At 46.6% G+C, this 15,782-nt stretch carries 17 protein-coding genes; 7 read left to right on the top strand and 10 right to left on the bottom strand.

The annotated features are described in order from the left end of the window. The first annotated feature begins 57 nt into the window (after positions 1-57). The 3 genes from QT973_RS23800 to QT973_RS23790 all read left to right on the top strand — a co-directional run bounded on the left by QT973_RS23800 (position 58) and on the right by QT973_RS23790 (position 2,535). On the top strand, positions 58-945 hold the full coding sequence (locus tag QT973_RS23800) for a LysR family transcriptional regulator (protein ID WP_333392322.1): 888 nt from the start codon (positions 58-60) through the stop codon (positions 943-945). Between the two features lie 190 nt (positions 946-1,135). After that, positions 1,136-2,062: a geranylgeranyl diphosphate synthase CrtE gene (gene crtE / locus QT973_RS23795; protein WP_333057663.1), complete on the top strand. Its 927-nt coding sequence runs from the start codon at positions 1,136-1,138 to the stop codon at positions 2,060-2,062. Between the two features lie 14 nt (positions 2,063-2,076). After that, the gene (locus tag QT973_RS23790) at positions 2,077-2,535 is read left to right on the top strand and encodes a divergent PAP2 family protein (RefSeq protein ID WP_333057662.1); all 459 of its coding nucleotides are present in this window, start codon (positions 2,077-2,079) and stop codon (positions 2,533-2,535) included. Positions 2,536-2,609: 74 nt separating this feature from the next. Here the strand turns inward: QT973_RS23790 and QT973_RS23785 are convergent, their stop codons facing one another. The 4 genes from QT973_RS23785 to QT973_RS23770 form a co-directional block, all read right to left on the bottom strand. Continuing rightward, a complete protein-coding gene (locus QT973_RS23785) occupies positions 2,610-3,113 on the bottom strand; it encodes a YbjN domain-containing protein (RefSeq protein ID WP_333057661.1) in 504 nt (167 codons plus the stop codon). A 520-nt stretch (positions 3,114-3,633) separates the two neighbouring features. Further along, the gene (locus tag QT973_RS23780) at positions 3,634-4,539 is read right to left on the bottom strand and encodes a ferritin-like domain-containing protein (RefSeq protein WP_333057660.1); all 906 of its coding nucleotides are present in this window, start codon (positions 4,537-4,539) and stop codon (positions 3,634-3,636) included. A gap of 209 nt (positions 4,540-4,748) precedes the next feature. Then, complete coding sequence (locus QT973_RS23775; RefSeq protein WP_333048876.1) at positions 4,749-4,982, bottom strand: hypothetical protein; 234 nt, start codon at positions 4,980-4,982, stop codon at positions 4,749-4,751. Positions 4,983-4,984: 2 nt separating this feature from the next. Further along, a complete protein-coding gene (locus QT973_RS23770) occupies positions 4,985-5,311 on the bottom strand; it encodes a hypothetical protein (protein ID WP_333057658.1) in 327 nt (108 codons plus the stop codon). Positions 5,312-5,419: 108 nt separating this feature from the next. On the opposite strand from QT973_RS23770, the gene QT973_RS23765 reads away from it, so the two are divergent. Beyond that, a complete protein-coding gene (locus QT973_RS23765; RefSeq protein ID WP_333211800.1) occupies positions 5,420-6,091 on the top strand; it encodes a hypothetical protein in 672 nt (223 codons plus the stop codon). A gap of 240 nt (positions 6,092-6,331) precedes the next feature. On the opposite strand, the gene glnA is transcribed toward QT973_RS23765, so the two are convergent. Continuing rightward, positions 6,332-7,753: a type I glutamate--ammonia ligase gene (glnA, locus tag QT973_RS23760; RefSeq protein ID WP_333245403.1), complete on the bottom strand. Its 1,422-nt coding sequence runs from the start codon at positions 7,751-7,753 to the stop codon at positions 6,332-6,334. A 340-nt stretch (positions 7,754-8,093) separates the two neighbouring features. Between glnA and apcB the strand changes: the two genes are divergently transcribed. After that, complete coding sequence (gene apcB, locus QT973_RS23755) at positions 8,094-8,603, top strand: allophycocyanin subunit beta (RefSeq protein WP_293258696.1); 510 nt, start codon at positions 8,094-8,096, stop codon at positions 8,601-8,603. 253 nt (positions 8,604-8,856) lie between these two features. Here the strand turns inward: apcB and QT973_RS23750 are convergent, their stop codons facing one another. Then, positions 8,857-9,096, bottom strand: coding sequence for a hypothetical protein (locus QT973_RS23750; RefSeq protein WP_333057652.1), 240 nt, complete (start codon positions 9,094-9,096; stop codon positions 8,857-8,859). 221 nt (positions 9,097-9,317) lie between these two features. Between QT973_RS23750 and QT973_RS23745 the strand changes: the two genes are divergently transcribed. Next, positions 9,318-10,310 carry an SAM-dependent methyltransferase gene (locus QT973_RS23745; protein WP_333057651.1) on the top strand — a complete coding sequence of 331 codons (993 nt, stop codon included), beginning with the start codon at positions 9,318-9,320 and terminating at the stop codon, positions 10,308-10,310. Positions 10,311-10,433: 123 nt separating this feature from the next. Next, positions 10,434-11,135 (top strand): hypothetical protein, encoded by a 702-nt coding sequence (locus QT973_RS23740; RefSeq protein ID WP_333057650.1) that lies wholly within the window; start codon positions 10,434-10,436, stop codon positions 11,133-11,135. 298 nt (positions 11,136-11,433) lie between these two features. Here the strand turns inward: QT973_RS23740 and QT973_RS23735 are convergent, their stop codons facing one another. The 4 genes from QT973_RS23735 to QT973_RS23720 form a co-directional block, all read right to left on the bottom strand. Beyond that, positions 11,434-12,924, bottom strand: coding sequence for a DUF697 domain-containing protein (locus QT973_RS23735; RefSeq protein WP_333057649.1), 1,491 nt, complete (start codon positions 12,922-12,924; stop codon positions 11,434-11,436). A gap of 75 nt (positions 12,925-12,999) precedes the next feature. Next, on the bottom strand, positions 13,000-13,359 hold the full coding sequence (locus QT973_RS23730) for a hypothetical protein (protein WP_333392320.1): 360 nt from the start codon (positions 13,357-13,359) through the stop codon (positions 13,000-13,002). Positions 13,360-13,427: 68 nt separating this feature from the next. Beyond that, entirely contained in the window at positions 13,428-14,876 is a 1,449-nt protein-coding gene (locus QT973_RS23725; RefSeq protein WP_333392317.1) for a slr1306 family protein, read from the bottom strand. A 250-nt stretch (positions 14,877-15,126) separates the two neighbouring features. Beyond that, positions 15,127-15,549: a thioesterase family protein gene (locus QT973_RS23720; RefSeq protein WP_333274090.1), complete on the bottom strand. Its 423-nt coding sequence runs from the start codon at positions 15,547-15,549 to the stop codon at positions 15,127-15,129. Positions 15,550-15,782: the final 233 nt, after the last annotated feature.

Here is a 15,782-nt window from a genome sequence, read left to right as displayed (position 1 = left end):
TCCAATATATGTTTAACTAACCACTTATACTTTTAAAATATCAATGATTGGGGAGCTATGGAACTTCGGCATTTGCGTTATTTCATTGCAGTTGCAGAGGAACTGAATTTCACTCGCGCAGCGGAAAAACTGCATATTGCCCAACCTCCGCTGAGTCAACAAATCCAGCATTTAGAGGCAGAGTTGGGGTTTCAACTGTTTCGCCGCACCAAGCGGACGGTGCATTTAACGGCTGCGGGACAGGTTTTTTTCGAGGAAGCCGGGAAAATTCTGCAGCAAGTCGATCGAGCAATTCAACTCGGCCGCCAAACCAGTCGGGGCCAACTCGGCCAACTGACGATCGGCTTTGTGAGTTCTGCTGCACACAACGTGGTTCCAGCCATTTTGCAGGCCTTTCGCACTCGGTGTCCCGCCGTCAAGCTCGAACTGCAGGAACTGACAACCAATGAACAGTTGCAGCGGTTGCGGTTCGGGCAAATTGATATCGGCTTCGTGCGCCCTCCGGTTGAGGAAGATGGGATAAATTCTGAAATCGTTTTTCGAGAACCGCTGATCGTGGCACTGCCAGAAACGCATCCGGCGGCCGATCGCACGCATCTTGAATTACGCGAACTTTCCACGGAACCATTCATTTTATTTCCGCGTTCCCAGGCTCCGGGATTGTACGATGCGATCGTCAGTCTTTGTCAACAAGCAGGTTTTAGCCCTCGCGCAGCTCAAGAAGCAATTCAAATGCAAACCATTGTGAGTCTGGTAGCCGCCGAGATGGGAGTGGCGATCGTCCCGGCGTCGATGCAAAATTTCCAGCGCAGCGGGGTTGTTTACAAAGCGTTACCAGAATCAACCTGCATTGTGGCGATCGCTCTAATTTGGCGCAGCGATCCAACGGCGGCGGTGCAGCGGTTTTTGGAAGTCGCCAGACAAATCAGCGGATTTGAGATTTGAGATTGTAAATTTTAGATTGACTGGCAATTTGACAAACTTATCAAAACTCAAAGATTTTCTGTGCAACAACACCCGTAGAATGATTAATTGATGCTCGGAGTTCGAGCAACTACTGCCGTAAAAGTCGGCACGATGCGACCTGAACGGCTCACAATATCCCATATAAATATTAAGTACAAGAGAGCAAGGGATGGTATTGGCAACAGAAATGGGTTCGTCCCAACCGGAATCCTCTTTCGATTTATCTACTTATCTAGTCAAGCGAAAAGAGGCGATCGAGGTAGCTCTCGACAGTGCACTGCCGGTCATCTACCCAGAGAAAATTTACGAAGCAATGCGCTACTCGCTGCTAGCGGGGGGCAAGCGCCTGCGTCCGATCCTGTGTCTGGCTAGCTGCGAACTGGCCGGCGGCACTACATCTATGGCAATTCCGACAGCTTGCGCTTTGGAAATGATCCACACCATGTCGCTGATCCACGACGATTTGCCGGCAATGGACAATGACGACTACCGGCGTGGCAAACTGACGAACCACAAAGTCTACGGCGAGGATATCGCCATTTTGGCTGGCGATGGTTTGTTGACCTATGCTTTTGAATTTATCGCCACTAAAACTGAGAACGTACCCCCCCAACAGGTGTTGCAGACGATCGCCCATTTAGCGCGGGCATCGGGTGCTGCTGGACTCGTAGGCGGTCAAGTGGTTGATTTGGAATCGGAAGGAAAGACAGATGTTTCTCTGGAAACTTTGAATTACATTCACGCTCACAAAACAGGCGCGCTGTTAGAGGCCTGCGTAGTTTGTGGGGCAATTCTGGCTGGGGCTTCGGCTGCGGATTTGCAGCGGCTGTCTCGTTTCGCTCAAAATATTGGGTTGGCTTTCCAGATCATTGACGACATTCTGGATATTACTGCTACCCAAGAAGAACTGGGCAAAACTGCTGGCAAAGATGTTCAAGCAGGGAAAGTCACTTATCCGAGTTTGTGGGGAATTGAGGAGTCTCGGCGCCAAGCTTCGCAGCTTGTTGCTGATGCTAAGGCTCAATTGGCAGTGTTTGGGAGCAAAGCTCTACCGCTGCTGGCGATCGCCGATTATATTACCAGCCGCAGTAACTAGAAATACTAAACACTATGCAGGAAATTTGCAGCGGCATTTTAAACAATCATGTACTCGTGGTTGCTTTGATCGCTTGTCTGGCGGCTCAGATCATGAAGTTGCCGATCGAGTTGGTCAAAAATCGCAAGTTTAATCTTCAGTATTTGGTAACAACGGGGGGAATGCCCAGCGCTCACTCGTCTTTTGTGGGCGCTTTGGCTGCTGAAGTCGGACAAACGATGGGATGGGAAAGTCCGGACTTTGCGATCGCTGCGATCTTTGCAATTATTGTCATGTACGACGCAGCAGGCGTCCGCCAAGCAGCAGGCAAGCAAGCTCGCATCCTCAACCAAATTATTGACGAGTTTTTTGAGGAAGATCACAACCTTAATGAGGCTCGCCTGAAAGAGTTGCTGGGACACACTCCTTTTCAAGTGCTTGTCGGTTTGGGGCTGGGAATCACTATTGCTTGGATCGCAGGGCCTGCATATTAGTTAACTGTTAACTGTTAACTGTTAACTTTTAACTTTTAAGTATTAGTTGTTGACTGTTAACTGTTAACTAATCACTACTGACCGAATTCTGCTTGCAGAATATCGTCGTTGTCATCGGCGATAGTGGCGACAATAGTGATAGCACGAGAAATTTCTCCGGTCGAGATTTCGGCGATCGTCCGAGTCGATATTACCGCAACTTGATTGTCAACAATGGCAAAATGAGATTCCAAAGTAGACAGCCAATTCATTTCTAGAAGTTTCCGCATTAATTGAGCTTCATTCTTCGCAGGCAACTGCAGTACAAAAGCCCAAACAGTCAAAGTATCATCTTCGGTTTCGCCGGTGAGTTGCACGAACACTTCAACACTGCCGTACTTAAACTTCCAAAGATGTCCGCCAGCTTCACTTTGACCGACCATCACTTTTTGGTCTACAGCCATGCTGGCGATGACAGTTTCAATTTCTTCTGCATAGGTGACGGCTGTGGCTTTTTCGACCTGCTCGGAGGCGATCGCGCTTTCCCTCGATAGGCTTTCTGCGGAAGCTGTTTGTATGTTCGGCTCGCTGGTAGTCATCAGAAATATGGGTTTGAAACCCCGTCCTTTTAGGACGGCTTTACATTGAGTTAAAACATGCAGCGGGGTGGAGGGGTATGGTTGCCCCTCCGATGAGGTATGGTTGCCTCAATCTCCTTTCGGAGTAAAGTTAGCTTCGCCAATGTTTTGAGAGCTTGTTAGGCTGAAAGCACTGTCCCTGTTACCTGAGAACTGTTTAACCTTCAGCGACAGAGCAAGGAACTAGCTACGCATTCTCCCGGTGTCGTGACTCAAAAAACGTAGTCAGTTAAGACTTAGGCCCGTCAGAACGGCTTGTTAGATTTCTCCTTCAAGCCTCATGCCTTTAGGCTGAGGTTCCTGACGATTATATTTAGATGGAAAACTATTCCAATAATCAGTTTACTTGCTAAAGCTTAAAATTATGACTTTAAATAACTGGTTCCGAGGCTAGGCCTGGGAACCAGTTAATCTCGCTTGTTTGCGGAGCCAGACGCAAGTTGGACTTGCAAAGCGGTTTCAACCAGGTTCGCGATCGTTTTTAAGCCTTGGGCTTAGTCGCCGCCGGCTTCTTCTCAATGGTATTCAAGCCGTTGAGGAACATGGGTACCAATTTCTCCATAAATGCCTGCGGGTCGCGGTTCCAGGCGCGCTGAGCTACATCGACTCTAGTCATTTGCAGATCCGGGGCCAGCAGGGTTCTGGGTAAGCGTTCCATCAGGTATTGCGGGCGTTCCCACATCGGCATGGTGTTGGCAATATCCACGAGGCGGGTGACGCGGCGGAGTTCTGCCCCCAGCATGATATCCATTCCCGATTCAAAAGCTGCTTGTTCGATCGCCACATACTTGCGCTTTGCCTGTTCCACCTTCTGGCGGTGTTCCGGGCTTTTGTCGGCGATTTGGGCCAGCCAGCGGTTGCCCCAGCGGACGTGACCAGCTTCTTCGGGAAAAATCTTTTCGATTGTTTCGCGGATTTTGACGTTTTCTGCGGTTTGGGGAGCCTGTTTGAGGGCGTGGATGTGCGCTGAGAAGTATTCGCAGCCCCGCTTCTCGGTGACGTTAATCGCGGCGAGGGAAGAAATTACGAAGTCTTCGCGGTTTGTGGTGGGGTCTTGTTGTTCGCTGTCATACAACCTTTCAAATTCGTCAATGTAGGAGACTCCCGGCGGCGTTCCCACATTTTGGCCGAGGTCTACCAGCAAGTCGGTGAGCCACATAGCGTGTCGCGCTTCGTCGGAAATGTGCCGGGAGAGGTCGCGCACGAGTTCGGCTGGTTCCCCGTTTAGCTGTTCGATCACCTCGGTGAGGTCTTTGCAACTGCGCTGTTCGCTGTAGCGGTAGCGGTTGAGGGTGATCAGGTGAATTTCGCGATCGCGCACTACATTAGCTAAAATTTCGCGCGCTCCCATTGCGTTGCGAAGCTTGCGGGGATAGGCAACAGTCATGCTTTTATGTTGTTTTGTAAAGATACCTATATAAGTGTAACGCAGTTTTTCGGCTTCCTAATTCACTCCCAAGGCAGAAAGTTGTTGTGTTGCAGGCAGATTGAATTTTATACATACAATTTTTTTACTCGCAGATCGATCGACTAAAATAGTTTTGATTTGTCATTTACGCAAGCGTTCCGCGAGGCTCCCAAAGCAATCTCACGCACTCAAAACTTTTCAGGTTCCGTCGAGTCTGAAGCCTCAAGGCTAGCAGGCTCTTGTTGAAATTTGTGCATCTCCTCCACTTCCAGTCTCGCCAGCGTTGTCGCCGCATCCGCTAACTGTAAAGCCAGATTCATCCGACCAACTGGGTTTTTCTCTTTCCAAAGGTCTTTTGCCAAGAAATGCACTCGATAGCGAAACATTTTAATTGACTGTGATGGAATAACTTTAGCTGTCATGATTATAGTCTCTCTTCAACTGTAGCTAGGATGCGAAGCAGTACCCGTTCGGGTTCTAGATAGACAAATGTCAGTATGATTACTTGATCTTCATTGCTGATTGTGACATCCCAGGTGGCAGATCGCGGTTCAACCCGTTCATGCCTAACTATTACAGTATATTGTCCTGCTGCCAAGTCATCAAATCCCGCATCTGCCTCCATCAAAGCCACTGTCTCCTCGGCCAGTACCCGTCCGTCCCGATTTAGTAAAGTAATGAAGGCAATGCCATCAACTGAAGTCATTGCCATGTTATTTTGATTGCGTACCATCACAAAAATATCCGACATTATCTGCTAGTTGCTAATTGCTGCAAATTGCTAATTTACCACAACAGCAACACCGCGCAAGCAAGGCGGATAGACGGTCATCCGATTTGAGATTTGAGATTTGAGATTATGGACTTAATGGAAATAATAACAAGACTAAATTATATGCACACTCTTACTGAAGATGAATTTCATTTAGAAGCAGAGCCTTTCCTTCGGAAAATTTTTGTTCACGACAATCCGTTTAACCAACCTTTCACATCACAGGTGATAGGACGAACAATTATCTATCCTTGTGACGGTGAAAATGACCTTCTCCTGATTGACGCACTAATTAACGCAGCAGTAAATTTAGGTGATACTGGCTCCTATATCTCACTACTACCTACAGGATACCCAAGCGATCAACTCACTCACTGTTATATCTCATTATCAGAGTTTCTTGAGGGGTACTCTGGAACAGAAGAAGATAGGCTAATTGGACCGACGTTGGGTATAAATCCTTATACTTCAGACAGTGTTATTTATTCAGCCCAAGGTAAGTGGGGGCTGATGAAATCACATGAACGTTTTGGATTGCTGGGTGGATCACTAGAGTTTATCGAAGAGATTCGAGGATATGTCCCGGATTTAGACAAGCAGGTGTATGGTTTGTTTAAGCGTTTGCGAGACCTTCTGTTGGCTTGTGGTGTGAATCCCCCAGACATCACTCGAAATAAATGGTTGCCAACGTTGTTAACCCATGTGTATGGTTCTCAAGTCGCTGAAAAGTTGTTGTTGGAGGAGACAGAGCTACCCTAGAGCGCAGGTCTATCAAAGATTAGTTCAGAAGCTAATGTGGGTTAACCAAATTGAATAAGTACAGCACGGTTATGGAAGCTCACAGATCAATACACGAAGGATGCCACCGGACTGGATATAAAATTTTGAGTTCGCATAAATTATTAAAAAAGGTCGCCCTTGCAGGCGACCTTTTTTTCGATTAGACATCAACGACAAACAATGAGAATTCTCAATTGTTCAGGTTGGATTATTAACTATCTAACAGTCGTAATACAAAGCAAACTCGTAGGGGTGAGGACGCAGCCGCATTGGGTTGACTTCATTGTCGAGTTTGTAGGAAATCCAGGTTTGGATGAAGTCTTCGGTAAATACGCCGGTTTCAGTTAAGAAACTGTGGTCTTTTTCTAAAGCTTCTAAAGCGCCTTCCAAGGAACCGGGAGTTGAAGGAATCTTGCTCAATTCTTCAGGGGAAAGGTCGTAGATATCCACGTCCAAAGGTTCGCCCGGATCGATTTGATTCTTGATGCCGTCTATGCCGGCGCACAGCATGGCTGCAAATGCTAAATAGGGGTTGGATGTGGCATCGGGACAGCGGAATTCTAACCGCTTGGCTTTGGGGTTGGTTCCCGACAACGGAATCCGCACTGATGCCGATCGATTTCCTTGAGAGTAAGCTAAGTTTACAGGCGCTTCAAAACCCGGAACTAAGCGCTTGTAGGAATTGGTGGTGGGATTGGTGAGTGCCAAAAGTGCCGGTGCGTGCTTGAGAATGCCGCCGATGTAATGCAGTCCCATTTGACTGAAACCTGCATATTGATCGCCTGCAAATAGAGGTTGGCCGTCTTTCCAAATCGACTGGTGAACGTGCATCCCGGAACCGTTGTCGTTAAACAGCGGTTTGGGCATGAAGGTGATGGTTTTGCCGTATTTTTTGCCGACGTTTTTGATGACGTATTTGTAAGTCAGCAAGTAGTCGGCGGCTTTTACCAAAGTGTCAAAGCGGAAACCGAGTTCGCATTGACCGCCGGTGGCGACTTCGTGGTGGTGCTTTTCGATGGGTACGCCGCATTTTGCCATTGTCAGCAGCATTTCCGTTCTCATGTCTTGTGAGGTATCGGTTGGTGCTACTGGGAAATAACCTTCTTTGTAACGCGGTTTATAGCCGAGGTTGCCGCCTGCTTCTTCTTTGCCGGAATTCCAACGACCTTCGATCGAATCTACGTAATAGTAGCCGGAATTTTGGGTTTGGTCGAAGCGAACGTCGTCAAAAATAAAGAATTCTGCTTCCGGGCCAAAGAATGCTGTATCGCCGAGACCGGTGGAAAGCAAGTAGTCTATGGCTTTTTGGGCAATGGTGCGGGGACAGCGACTGTACGGTTCGCCGGTGCGAGGTTCTTTGATGCTGCAAATGAAGCTGATGGTCGGTTCTGCCATGAACGGGTCCATCCAAGCGGTGGTCGGATCGATGACCATCGTCATGTCTGATTCGTTGATGGCTTTCCAGCCCCTAATGCTGGAACCGTCGAAGGGTACGCCGTCTGTGAATGCGGTTTCGTCGATTTGGTCGTGGTACAGGGAAAGGTGCTGCCAGATCCCCGGCATATCGATGAATTTGAGGTCAACGATCTGGATCTTATTTTCTTGTATGTAGTTTAAGGCTTCTTGGGGTGTCTGGAACATGACTTACTCCTGATATTGGTTGTGTCTTGGCGATCGGCCGATTTCAGACTGTGTGGGCGATCGTAGGCCTTCAGTATCCACTATTTTGTATCTAGGGCTACAAAAGTTTGAAATAGGGGCCCAGTGGGGCCGGGCCGTTTGAGATTCTTGCCCTGTGGATTATTTGTCGGATGAAGATACAAGGCAAACGGCTGAATTTTACGACAGTTTGCCGCGGATAGACTACCCTTGGTGAAAATCCTATCTCAAATCTTAATCAAACGCCGATTTGTAGTAGTCTACAATAGGCGGTCTGTCTCAGATAGCAAAGTATTGATAAAGATTTTTGGGAGAGAAACTTATGCGCGATGCAGTGACGAGCCTGATTGAAAATTATGATGTTGCTGGTAGGTATTTAGACCGAGATGGTATCGATCGGTTGAAATCTTATTTTGCAACGGGCACGGCACGGGTACAGGCGGCGGCTGCGATTAACAGCAATGCTGCGGCAATTGTCAAGCAAGCTGGTATCCAGCTATTTGCTGAACAGCCAGAACTGATCCGTCCCGGTGGAAATGCCTACACGACTCGTCGCTACGCGGCTTGTCTGCGGGATATGGACTACTACTTGCGCTATGCTACTTACGCCCTGGTGGCTGGAAGTACCGACGTGCTCGACGAGCGCGTGCTGCAAGGTTTGCGCGAAACTTACAATTCTCTAAGCGTTCCCATTGGCCCGACGGTGATGGGGATTAGCATTATGAAGGAGATGGTTAAGGCTCAGGTGGAAGCTGCTGGCTTGTCTGTGGGGCCTTTTTTGGATCAGCCTTTTGATTACATGATTCGCGAATTGAGCGAACAAGATATTTAAGTCAATTTGCTAGTTCTTTTAGCAGCAAATTGCACTTGTGGCTGGCAGTTAGCAGCAGTTGGATCGATCGCTTTTTTTGGCCTCACAGCCTCCAAGCGATCTTTTTTTATGGGTTATACAATTTTAGATTAAAGATTTCAGATTAAAAATTATAGGTTAAAAATTATAGATTAAAAATTTGAATTATTGGGAATGACTGATGATTTAAGGGTTTGGAGCTTCCCTATAATTGCATTCTTGTTTGAAACGGGTGCTAAAAATCGTCAACACATCCCCAGACGAGGCATTTGTCTAGGGGATTTTTGGTTTGGCGCAGATCGATTTGTGCGGTGGTTGTTGCTTCTACTTCGCCGTTGGGGTAAAGAATGTGGATGATGTCACCGCTGACGAAGGCGAGGGGATTTTCTTGACAATTGCCAGGATTTCTGATAGGAAAGTTAATTGTTTTCATGGTCGATCGCCCTGATGGTATTTGTAGCGCTTTTAGCTGCATCTAAATCATCCGCTAGCAGCCAAAATTATTGTGTGATTTTATGAAGGTATATCTGTGATAAAACTACACAATCAAAGCGATCTCAGTCACATAAGGTGAGGTGGGGCGATCGCCCCGCGACGATCAAAAAACCAAAATAATCGCCAAAAATTAGCAGTCGGGCTTGTGCGTAAGTGCTAATCTGGTACTGTTCTTAACCCTATCCGTACAGATTAAAAACCTTGGCTAAACAGCGACTAGACACTTTATTGGTCAGCCTAGATTTGTGCAGTTCCAGACAGCAAGCTCAGGCATTGATTCGGACTGGGAAAGTCTCCATCAATCAACAGGTAGTTGACAAACCGGGCACTGAGGTTGACATTGCAGCAAAAATTCAGATTAAAGAGCGATCGCGCTATGTTTCCAGAGGCGGTGACAAATTAGCCAAAGCTTTAGAAGTTTTCGCGATTCCCGTTGCAGGCAGAATTTGTCTCGACGGTGGCATTTCCACAGGCGGTTTTACCGACTGTCTGCTGCAAGCAGGCGCCGCCCTAGTGTATGGCGTAGATGTTGGCTACGGTCAAGCAGATTGGGGCTTGCGTAACGATCCGAGGGTAATTTTGAAAGAACGCACCAATTTGCGGTACATGACTGCTACTGAGCTTTACGGCAATTCACCCCCCCCAGCCCCCCCTTGTCAAGGGGGGGAGCAAGATTCACCCCCCCCAGCCCCCCCTTGTCAAGGGGGGGAGCAAGATTTACTCCCCGCTTGTCAAGGGGGGGAGCAAGATTCGTTGCTAATAGGGGCTTATGCAGATTTGGCGGTAGTAGATGTGTCGTTTATTTCCCTGGATAAGATTTTACCGGCGCTGTGGGAATTGTTGGCACCACCGCGAGAAGCGGTGTTGCTGGTAAAACCGCAGTTTGAGGTAGGGCGCGAGAGAGTTGGGAAAAAAGGCGTAGTGCGAGACTCAGCAACTCAAGCTGATGCGATTTTTCAAGTGTGGAAGGCAGCCACAGCTTTAGGATGGCAGCAACGCGGCTTAACGTGGTCGCCTTTACTTGGCCCGGCCGGTAATATCGAGTATCTTTTATGGTTGGGGATCGATCGCGAACAAGAAACAGACCACAGGGCGATCCTCTTCGAGGGCTGCGCTAACGAAGAGGATGTTGTGAAGGAACGGATCGCACAAGTCACCAAAGCGGCGGCGCGGGAACTTGTCGATCGATTGTAGATTTTAGATTTTAGATTGATTTCCAGATGTTGATCTAATCAACTTTAAAAATCAAATTTGGAACTCCAGATTGCTATAAATTTTTAAAATTTTTGTCAATCAGACTCCTAAACTTTCACAAGAGTGAATAATTCCATGCAGTCATTTAAACAAGTCGGTTCGATTTTACTCTACGTTCTAGGTGGCATTGGGTATGTGGCGATTGTAGCTACTATTGTAGGCGTTTCAATTCTGATCAAGTGGGCAGCTCTGCTACTGGCAGACAAATTATTATATACCATTCTGATTATCGGCGATTTGTTGAGAGGCCTCGAAATTATTGAACTGTTAAATATATTGATATTTGCATTTATCGGTATGGGAGTGGGTGTGGCGACAAGGCTCCTACACCCTCAATATGGTCGAAAAATTAGTGCCGCTTTGTTGATAGTTATAGTTCCTTTAGTTTTCATGATTACGCCAGCCATCAGATATAATTCTTGGCTGGAAAAAGTAGAGGAATCGGATAATTTATTACCAGCGCAAACTGCAACATTAACTAACTCATTTTTGAATAGAAAAGTGGGATTGCCTGGTTTTATCGGTTATTACGTATATACTGGTCAGTTTCCCGTTATTCCCACGAAACAATCGGAGATGAAAGACCTGGACAGCTTTGAAAAAAAAGTTAATTCCAGATTTGTACAGTTCACAGGTATTGCTCCGACTATTGTTTCTTGGTCAATGCGGGTTTGTTTTTGGTTGATTAGAATATTTTACTTTTCTATAGCAGTAATTGCCACGATCGCGCATTTTAGAGAAGGCGTTAGAATCGCGAGACGGTAATACGATTTTAGGATCGCGAATTAAATAACTTACAATTTTAATTGTTATTGTGGGATGGGCGGGACGCCCATCCCACAAACTTGTGGAAGTTATTTAATTCTCATTCCTTAGATTTTAGATTTTAGATTAAAGAAGGGGGTATCACTGATGAGCATGGTGGTTTGGAGTTTACCTACAGTTGCATTCTTTTTTGACAGTTGTAGAAGAATAAAAGCAGTAGGGTGCGTCAGATCCTAATTCTTCAATTATCACAAATAACCCTCTCCTGACGCACCCTACTCAACTACTAGGGCAATTTTTAAGTGCCAATTTTAAACTCTTGCTGCAGGCGATCGATAATTGTATTACGCTCGATGGTAGCGAGAATTTGTTGAATTACCGTATCTTGTCCCAGGGGGCCCCAGGTGCAGCCTTTTTCTAAGTAAACTTGGGCGGCACGACCGACAGCGTAGGTTCCGTAAGCTGCTAAACTAGCTTGAGTGACAGCAACTCCGGCAAAAGTAGAAAAGCCGATGTGCGGGGCCGCTGCGGCTGCACTTTTGCCAAATCCCAACAGAAAACTGCTGCCCAATTCTCCCAAAAGTACGCCGCCAGCGCTGGAGAAAATAGTCTGCCAAAGTTTGCCGGCTTCGTAACCAGTCATGGGTAAGCCGTAAAGTCTCGATAAAGAGCGAATTAAGGCTAAATCTGCGACACTTGCTCCCATTACATCCAAGAATGCCACTGGATTTAAACCGACAGCCAAAGCTTTATATTTTGCAAATTGCCAGATTAAATCTTCGGCTTCTGTTTGTCGCAATTTGAGAACGTGACGGGCAATGTTTGCTTCGGCATCTCTAGCTTCAACTAAAGCATTTAGAGCGAGGAGCGATCGACCTTCTCTGTTAAGAATTGTCAGAATTTTATGTTTGAGTTCGTCTATCTGCGCGGGGGGCGACTCCCATTCGTTAGTTACTCTTCCGTCGGCCCATTCCACCCGCACTTGCACCGGTGCTGGTTCGGCGGCTACCATGACTATTTCTAAAGATTTGGAAGTTTTAGGCGGTGATTTTGCAGTAGATTTATCAGATGGGTTGTTTGGGCGATCGGACAAATTTTCGCTATCTGTTTCCTCTGTTACCGCAGCGGCTGCTAACTCTTCAGAATTTGCCAGCGCTTGCAAACTTTGGAAAATAGCTTTTCTGTCTAATTCTGGATACAGGTCAATTTTATTAAAAACTAAAATTACCGGTTTTTGAGCTGTTTGCAATTCGCACAGTGCTTGATATTCAGTTCGGGTAATATCGCCTGCAACGACAAACAGAATTAAGTCAGCTTGGCGAGTTACTTGTTTCGCCATTTCGCCCCGGACTTCGCCACCAACTTCATCAAGTCCGGGAGTATCGATTAATTCTACTTGCACGCCTCCTTTCCCCCCCTTGGCCAGGGGGGGTTGGGGGGATTCCTCGCTGTCAAGGAAGGATAAAGGCACACTCCAGCGCACGGAACGCGGCCACTGAGTCACGCCGTTGAGAGGGCCTGTTTGCAGAATTTTGTGACCTAAAAGCGCGTTTAATACGGCTGACTTGCCACGGCTGACTAAGCCGAAAGTAGCAATGCGGATTATGTTGTGGTCTAGTTTTTCTGAGGTGGAAGTTAAGATATCTAGCTGATATTGCAGCGCCGCTTCTAATTCTGTATTATTCGAGTTCTTTTTCCCTTGGCGCAGGTGGGAGTAGCGCGCCAGGGCTTCGCGCAAACTGGCGCGGGCAAGGGATAAGCGATTTTCTTGAAGGGAATTGTCAGCCATTGGCGATCGGCTTTTTTAAGCAGGTAGAATTGATCGTCGAATTATAAATCCTATTTCTTATTTTAATACAATTTTTCATAAATTTATAATTTTTTGGTAAAATTTCCAAAAAATATTGAACGGGCAAGATGCCCGTTCCACAATAACAAAAAATTTTTTGTGGAACAGGCATCTTGCCTGTTCTTCCACAATAACAAAATTTTTTGTGGAACAGGCATCTTGCCTGTTCTTCCACAATAACAAAATTTTTTGTGGAACAGGCATCTTGCCTGTTCTTCCACAATAACAAAAAATTTTTTGTGGAACAGGCATCTTGCCTGTTCTTCCACAATAACGGGCAAGATGCCCGTTCCACAATAACAAAAATTTTTTGTGGAAGAACAGGCATCTTGCCTGTTCTTCCACAACCAAAAAACTGTCTTGTGGAACAGGCATCTTGCCTGTTCTTCCACAACCAAAAAATTTTTTGTGGAACAGGCAAGATGCCTGTTCCTTTATTTTACTTAATTGGCCACGGACTTAACAGTTTCGGGCCCAGATACCTGAGAGGAAAGGCGACTCGCCACTTGGTTGACGAAAGATTGCAAGAAAGAAACTTGCTGATTTTGCGTAAATACGGCTTGCAAAGTTTTAGTCAAATGGTCGATATTTAAAATGCCTATTCCAGCATTTTCCCCTTCTCGACTTTGGAAATATTCAATTAAACTTAGTCCAGCTATTCTGGTAAAATATGCTGCACTAATTCCCTGCACCGCGCCTCCTGCTACGTAGGTGACAGCATTGCTTTTCAGCAGTCCAGTAATAGTTTGAGTAGACAGTTCTACTAATCCCAATTTAAACATTTGAGTTGCCAAAGTTCCGGCTACTGTCTTAGCTTGGTCTAAGGAAAACTTTTGCTGGTAGATGGCGCCGAGGTCGATTACGAGTTGGGTGCTGATAGCGGTTGTTGCTAGCAAGTCTAAAGCTGGAACCGGGTTAGTAAAGACGGCGGCGGCGGCGATGTACTGATATTGTTCGATAATGGGAATTGCCCGATCGCGCCTGACTGCATTTAATAAGGTTTTGGCCTCTAGCTTGATACTTGCAGCCTCCCGCACTGCACTCGCCCAGACCAACTGTTGCCGTTCTTCAGTTAAGATTTTAGTCAATCTTTCCGTCAGCGCGTCGAGTTGAGAGACTTGCTTTTCAATCCGTTCTTTAAATGTGCCGTCCGCTTGGTGCTGGCGCACTTTAATAGAATTGGGAGAAGCTGCGATCGCAATTATCTCTTCTGTTCCCAATATTCCTTGCATTTTCTGCTGCAAAGAGTTCAAAACCTGCGACTGCTGTTCTGGCAAATATTGGTCTTGTTTGTTCCAGACTAGCAACACGCGCTGACCTGCCGAAGCTAGCTGAGATAATGTTTTAAATTCGGAATCTGTGATGTCGCCCGCTGTCACAAACAGCACTAAATCACCGTTGATTTTGGCATCGGCATTTGTATTAGCAAACAGCGCTGCAGTTTCTTGTAAACTAAGCTTTTGCGGGTGTTGAGATGCCCAATTAGAATTTAAAACTTGAATTAAGGCAGTTTTGCCGACAGCTTTGCCGCCAGTTACGGTAATCCGCAAATCTTGTCTGTCTAATTCGGTTCTGAGCCGATCGAGCTTTGCTGTTAGATTAGCAGGATCGGCGGAGTTTTGAGCTTCTGAGGCTAGCAATTTAATTGCTGCTTCCGAAGCCGCGATCGCTTTTTCGGCTGCTTCCCGGTTCGCCAGGGGTTGCGGGAGTGCGAGTTCGAGTTTGGGGGATTGTTGTTTCCACCACCAATAACCCGCACCGGCAGCAGCCAAGCCGATGAGTGCCGTTTCGCCCATTTCTGAACCCGAATGCTGTAGAGTTTCCAGCAGCCACAGCGCTGCTGAAAGTCCTATTCCGCCTATCAAAATCGGTCGCCGCAAGTTAAGTGTCATTTTTCCCTTCCTCTGGGTATTGTCGCCAAGCTTAACCTTACCGGGCTTGGCCTCCCTCCCTATATTCCATCGTACCTCTGCGGCATCCAAACTGGCAGGCGGGCGATCCGACTTTTTGCGATCGGGATTTGCGGCCCCGGCGACAATCAACTTTTTGCACTTCTACAAACGGGGAATGAAGGACTGAAGTCCTCACTACAAACCAATAGATTTTTACATGATTTTGCAAATATAATAGTTGATTTTTTCTCTAGGTTGGTAATGCTTGAGATTGTGATTCAAAAATATCAATTATTTGTTTGGGAATTGCTCGCGGGCGCATGGTGGTAACTTCAACCCAAACCCAAAGCGCCTCTGCTTTTAACAATATTTCGTCACTTCCAGCCAAGCGAATTTCGTAGCGGCGGACAGCGCGCGGGCCGCGCATTTGTTCGATCCAAGTGGATATCTCCAATCGATCGCCCGATGCGGCAGATCGCAAATAGTCAATTTCTATCCGTCGCATTACAAAGACGCCGCCCAATTCCCGGTAGCGAGCGAGAGTAAATCCCAAATGTTCTAAATGTTCGATCGCAGCGTGTTCTAAATAATGCTGGTAAACAGCATTATTTACGTGACCGAGAGCATCCATTTCATAATGTCGCACTCTAATTTCTGTAGTAAATGGTGTCAATTTCTCACCTTTCCACTTGTTGCGGTATTTTTTAGTTCCGAGTGCGATCGCACTCTGGGTCGATACTGGCTCAGAACTGATTGCAAGTTACACTCAATAGTTGAAACGTCACTGCTTCCAGGTTAATCTTAGTCCGGGAAGCACAGACGGTCAATCGATTTTAGATTTTAGATTTTAGATTTTAGATTGACCCCACGGATAAATGCGGGGGCTTGAGGATTTTCGATTTTCGA

The sequence above is a fragment of the Microcoleus sp. Z1_A1 genome (genome assembly GCF_036700305.1).
Taxonomy (GTDB): Bacteria; Cyanobacteriota; Cyanobacteriia; order Cyanobacteriales; family Microcoleaceae; genus Microcoleus.
Note: the sequence above shows the minus strand (reverse complement) of the source record. Positions and strands in the feature narration are given on the sequence as shown.

Excerpts from the sequence above, each read along its gene's own strand:
- QT973_RS23780 (WP_333057660.1), bottom strand. The coding sequence starts at position 4,539 with ATGACTGTTGCCTATCCCCGCAAGCTTCGCAACGCAATGGGAGCGCGC.
- glnA (WP_333245403.1), bottom strand. The coding sequence starts at position 7,753 with ATGTTCCAGACACCCCAAGAAGCCTTAAACTACATACAAGAAAATAAG.
- QT973_RS23785 (WP_333057661.1), bottom strand. The coding sequence starts at position 3,113 with ATGACTACCAGCGAGCCGAACATACAAACAGCTTCCGCAGAAAGCCTA.
- QT973_RS23790 (WP_333057662.1), top strand. The coding sequence starts at position 2,077 with ATGCAGGAAATTTGCAGCGGCATTTTAAACAATCATGTACTCGTGGTT.
- QT973_RS23750 (WP_333057652.1), bottom strand. The coding sequence starts at position 9,096 with ATGCAGCTAAAAGCGCTACAAATACCATCAGGGCGATCGACCATGAAA.
- QT973_RS23800 (WP_333392322.1), top strand. The coding sequence starts at position 58 with ATGGAACTTCGGCATTTGCGTTATTTCATTGCAGTTGCAGAGGAACTG.
- QT973_RS23765 (WP_333211800.1), top strand. The coding sequence starts at position 5,420 with ATGGACTTAATGGAAATAATAACAAGACTAAATTATATGCACACTCTT.
- apcB (WP_293258696.1), top strand. The coding sequence starts at position 8,094 with ATGCGCGATGCAGTGACGAGCCTGATTGAAAATTATGATGTTGCTGGT.
- QT973_RS23725 (WP_333392317.1), bottom strand. The coding sequence starts at position 14,876 with ATGACACTTAACTTGCGGCGACCGATTTTGATAGGCGGAATAGGACTT.
- QT973_RS23775 (WP_333048876.1), bottom strand. The coding sequence starts at position 4,982 with ATGACAGCTAAAGTTATTCCATCACAGTCAATTAAAATGTTTCGCTAT.
- QT973_RS23735 (WP_333057649.1), bottom strand. The coding sequence starts at position 12,924 with ATGGCTGACAATTCCCTTCAAGAAAATCGCTTATCCCTTGCCCGCGCC.
- QT973_RS23770 (WP_333057658.1), bottom strand. The coding sequence starts at position 5,311 with ATGTCGGATATTTTTGTGATGGTACGCAATCAAAATAACATGGCAATG.
- QT973_RS23730 (WP_333392320.1), bottom strand. The coding sequence starts at position 13,359 with ATGCCTGTTCCACAAGACAGTTTTTTGGTTGTGGAAGAACAGGCAAGA.
- crtE (WP_333057663.1), top strand. The coding sequence starts at position 1,136 with ATGGTATTGGCAACAGAAATGGGTTCGTCCCAACCGGAATCCTCTTTC.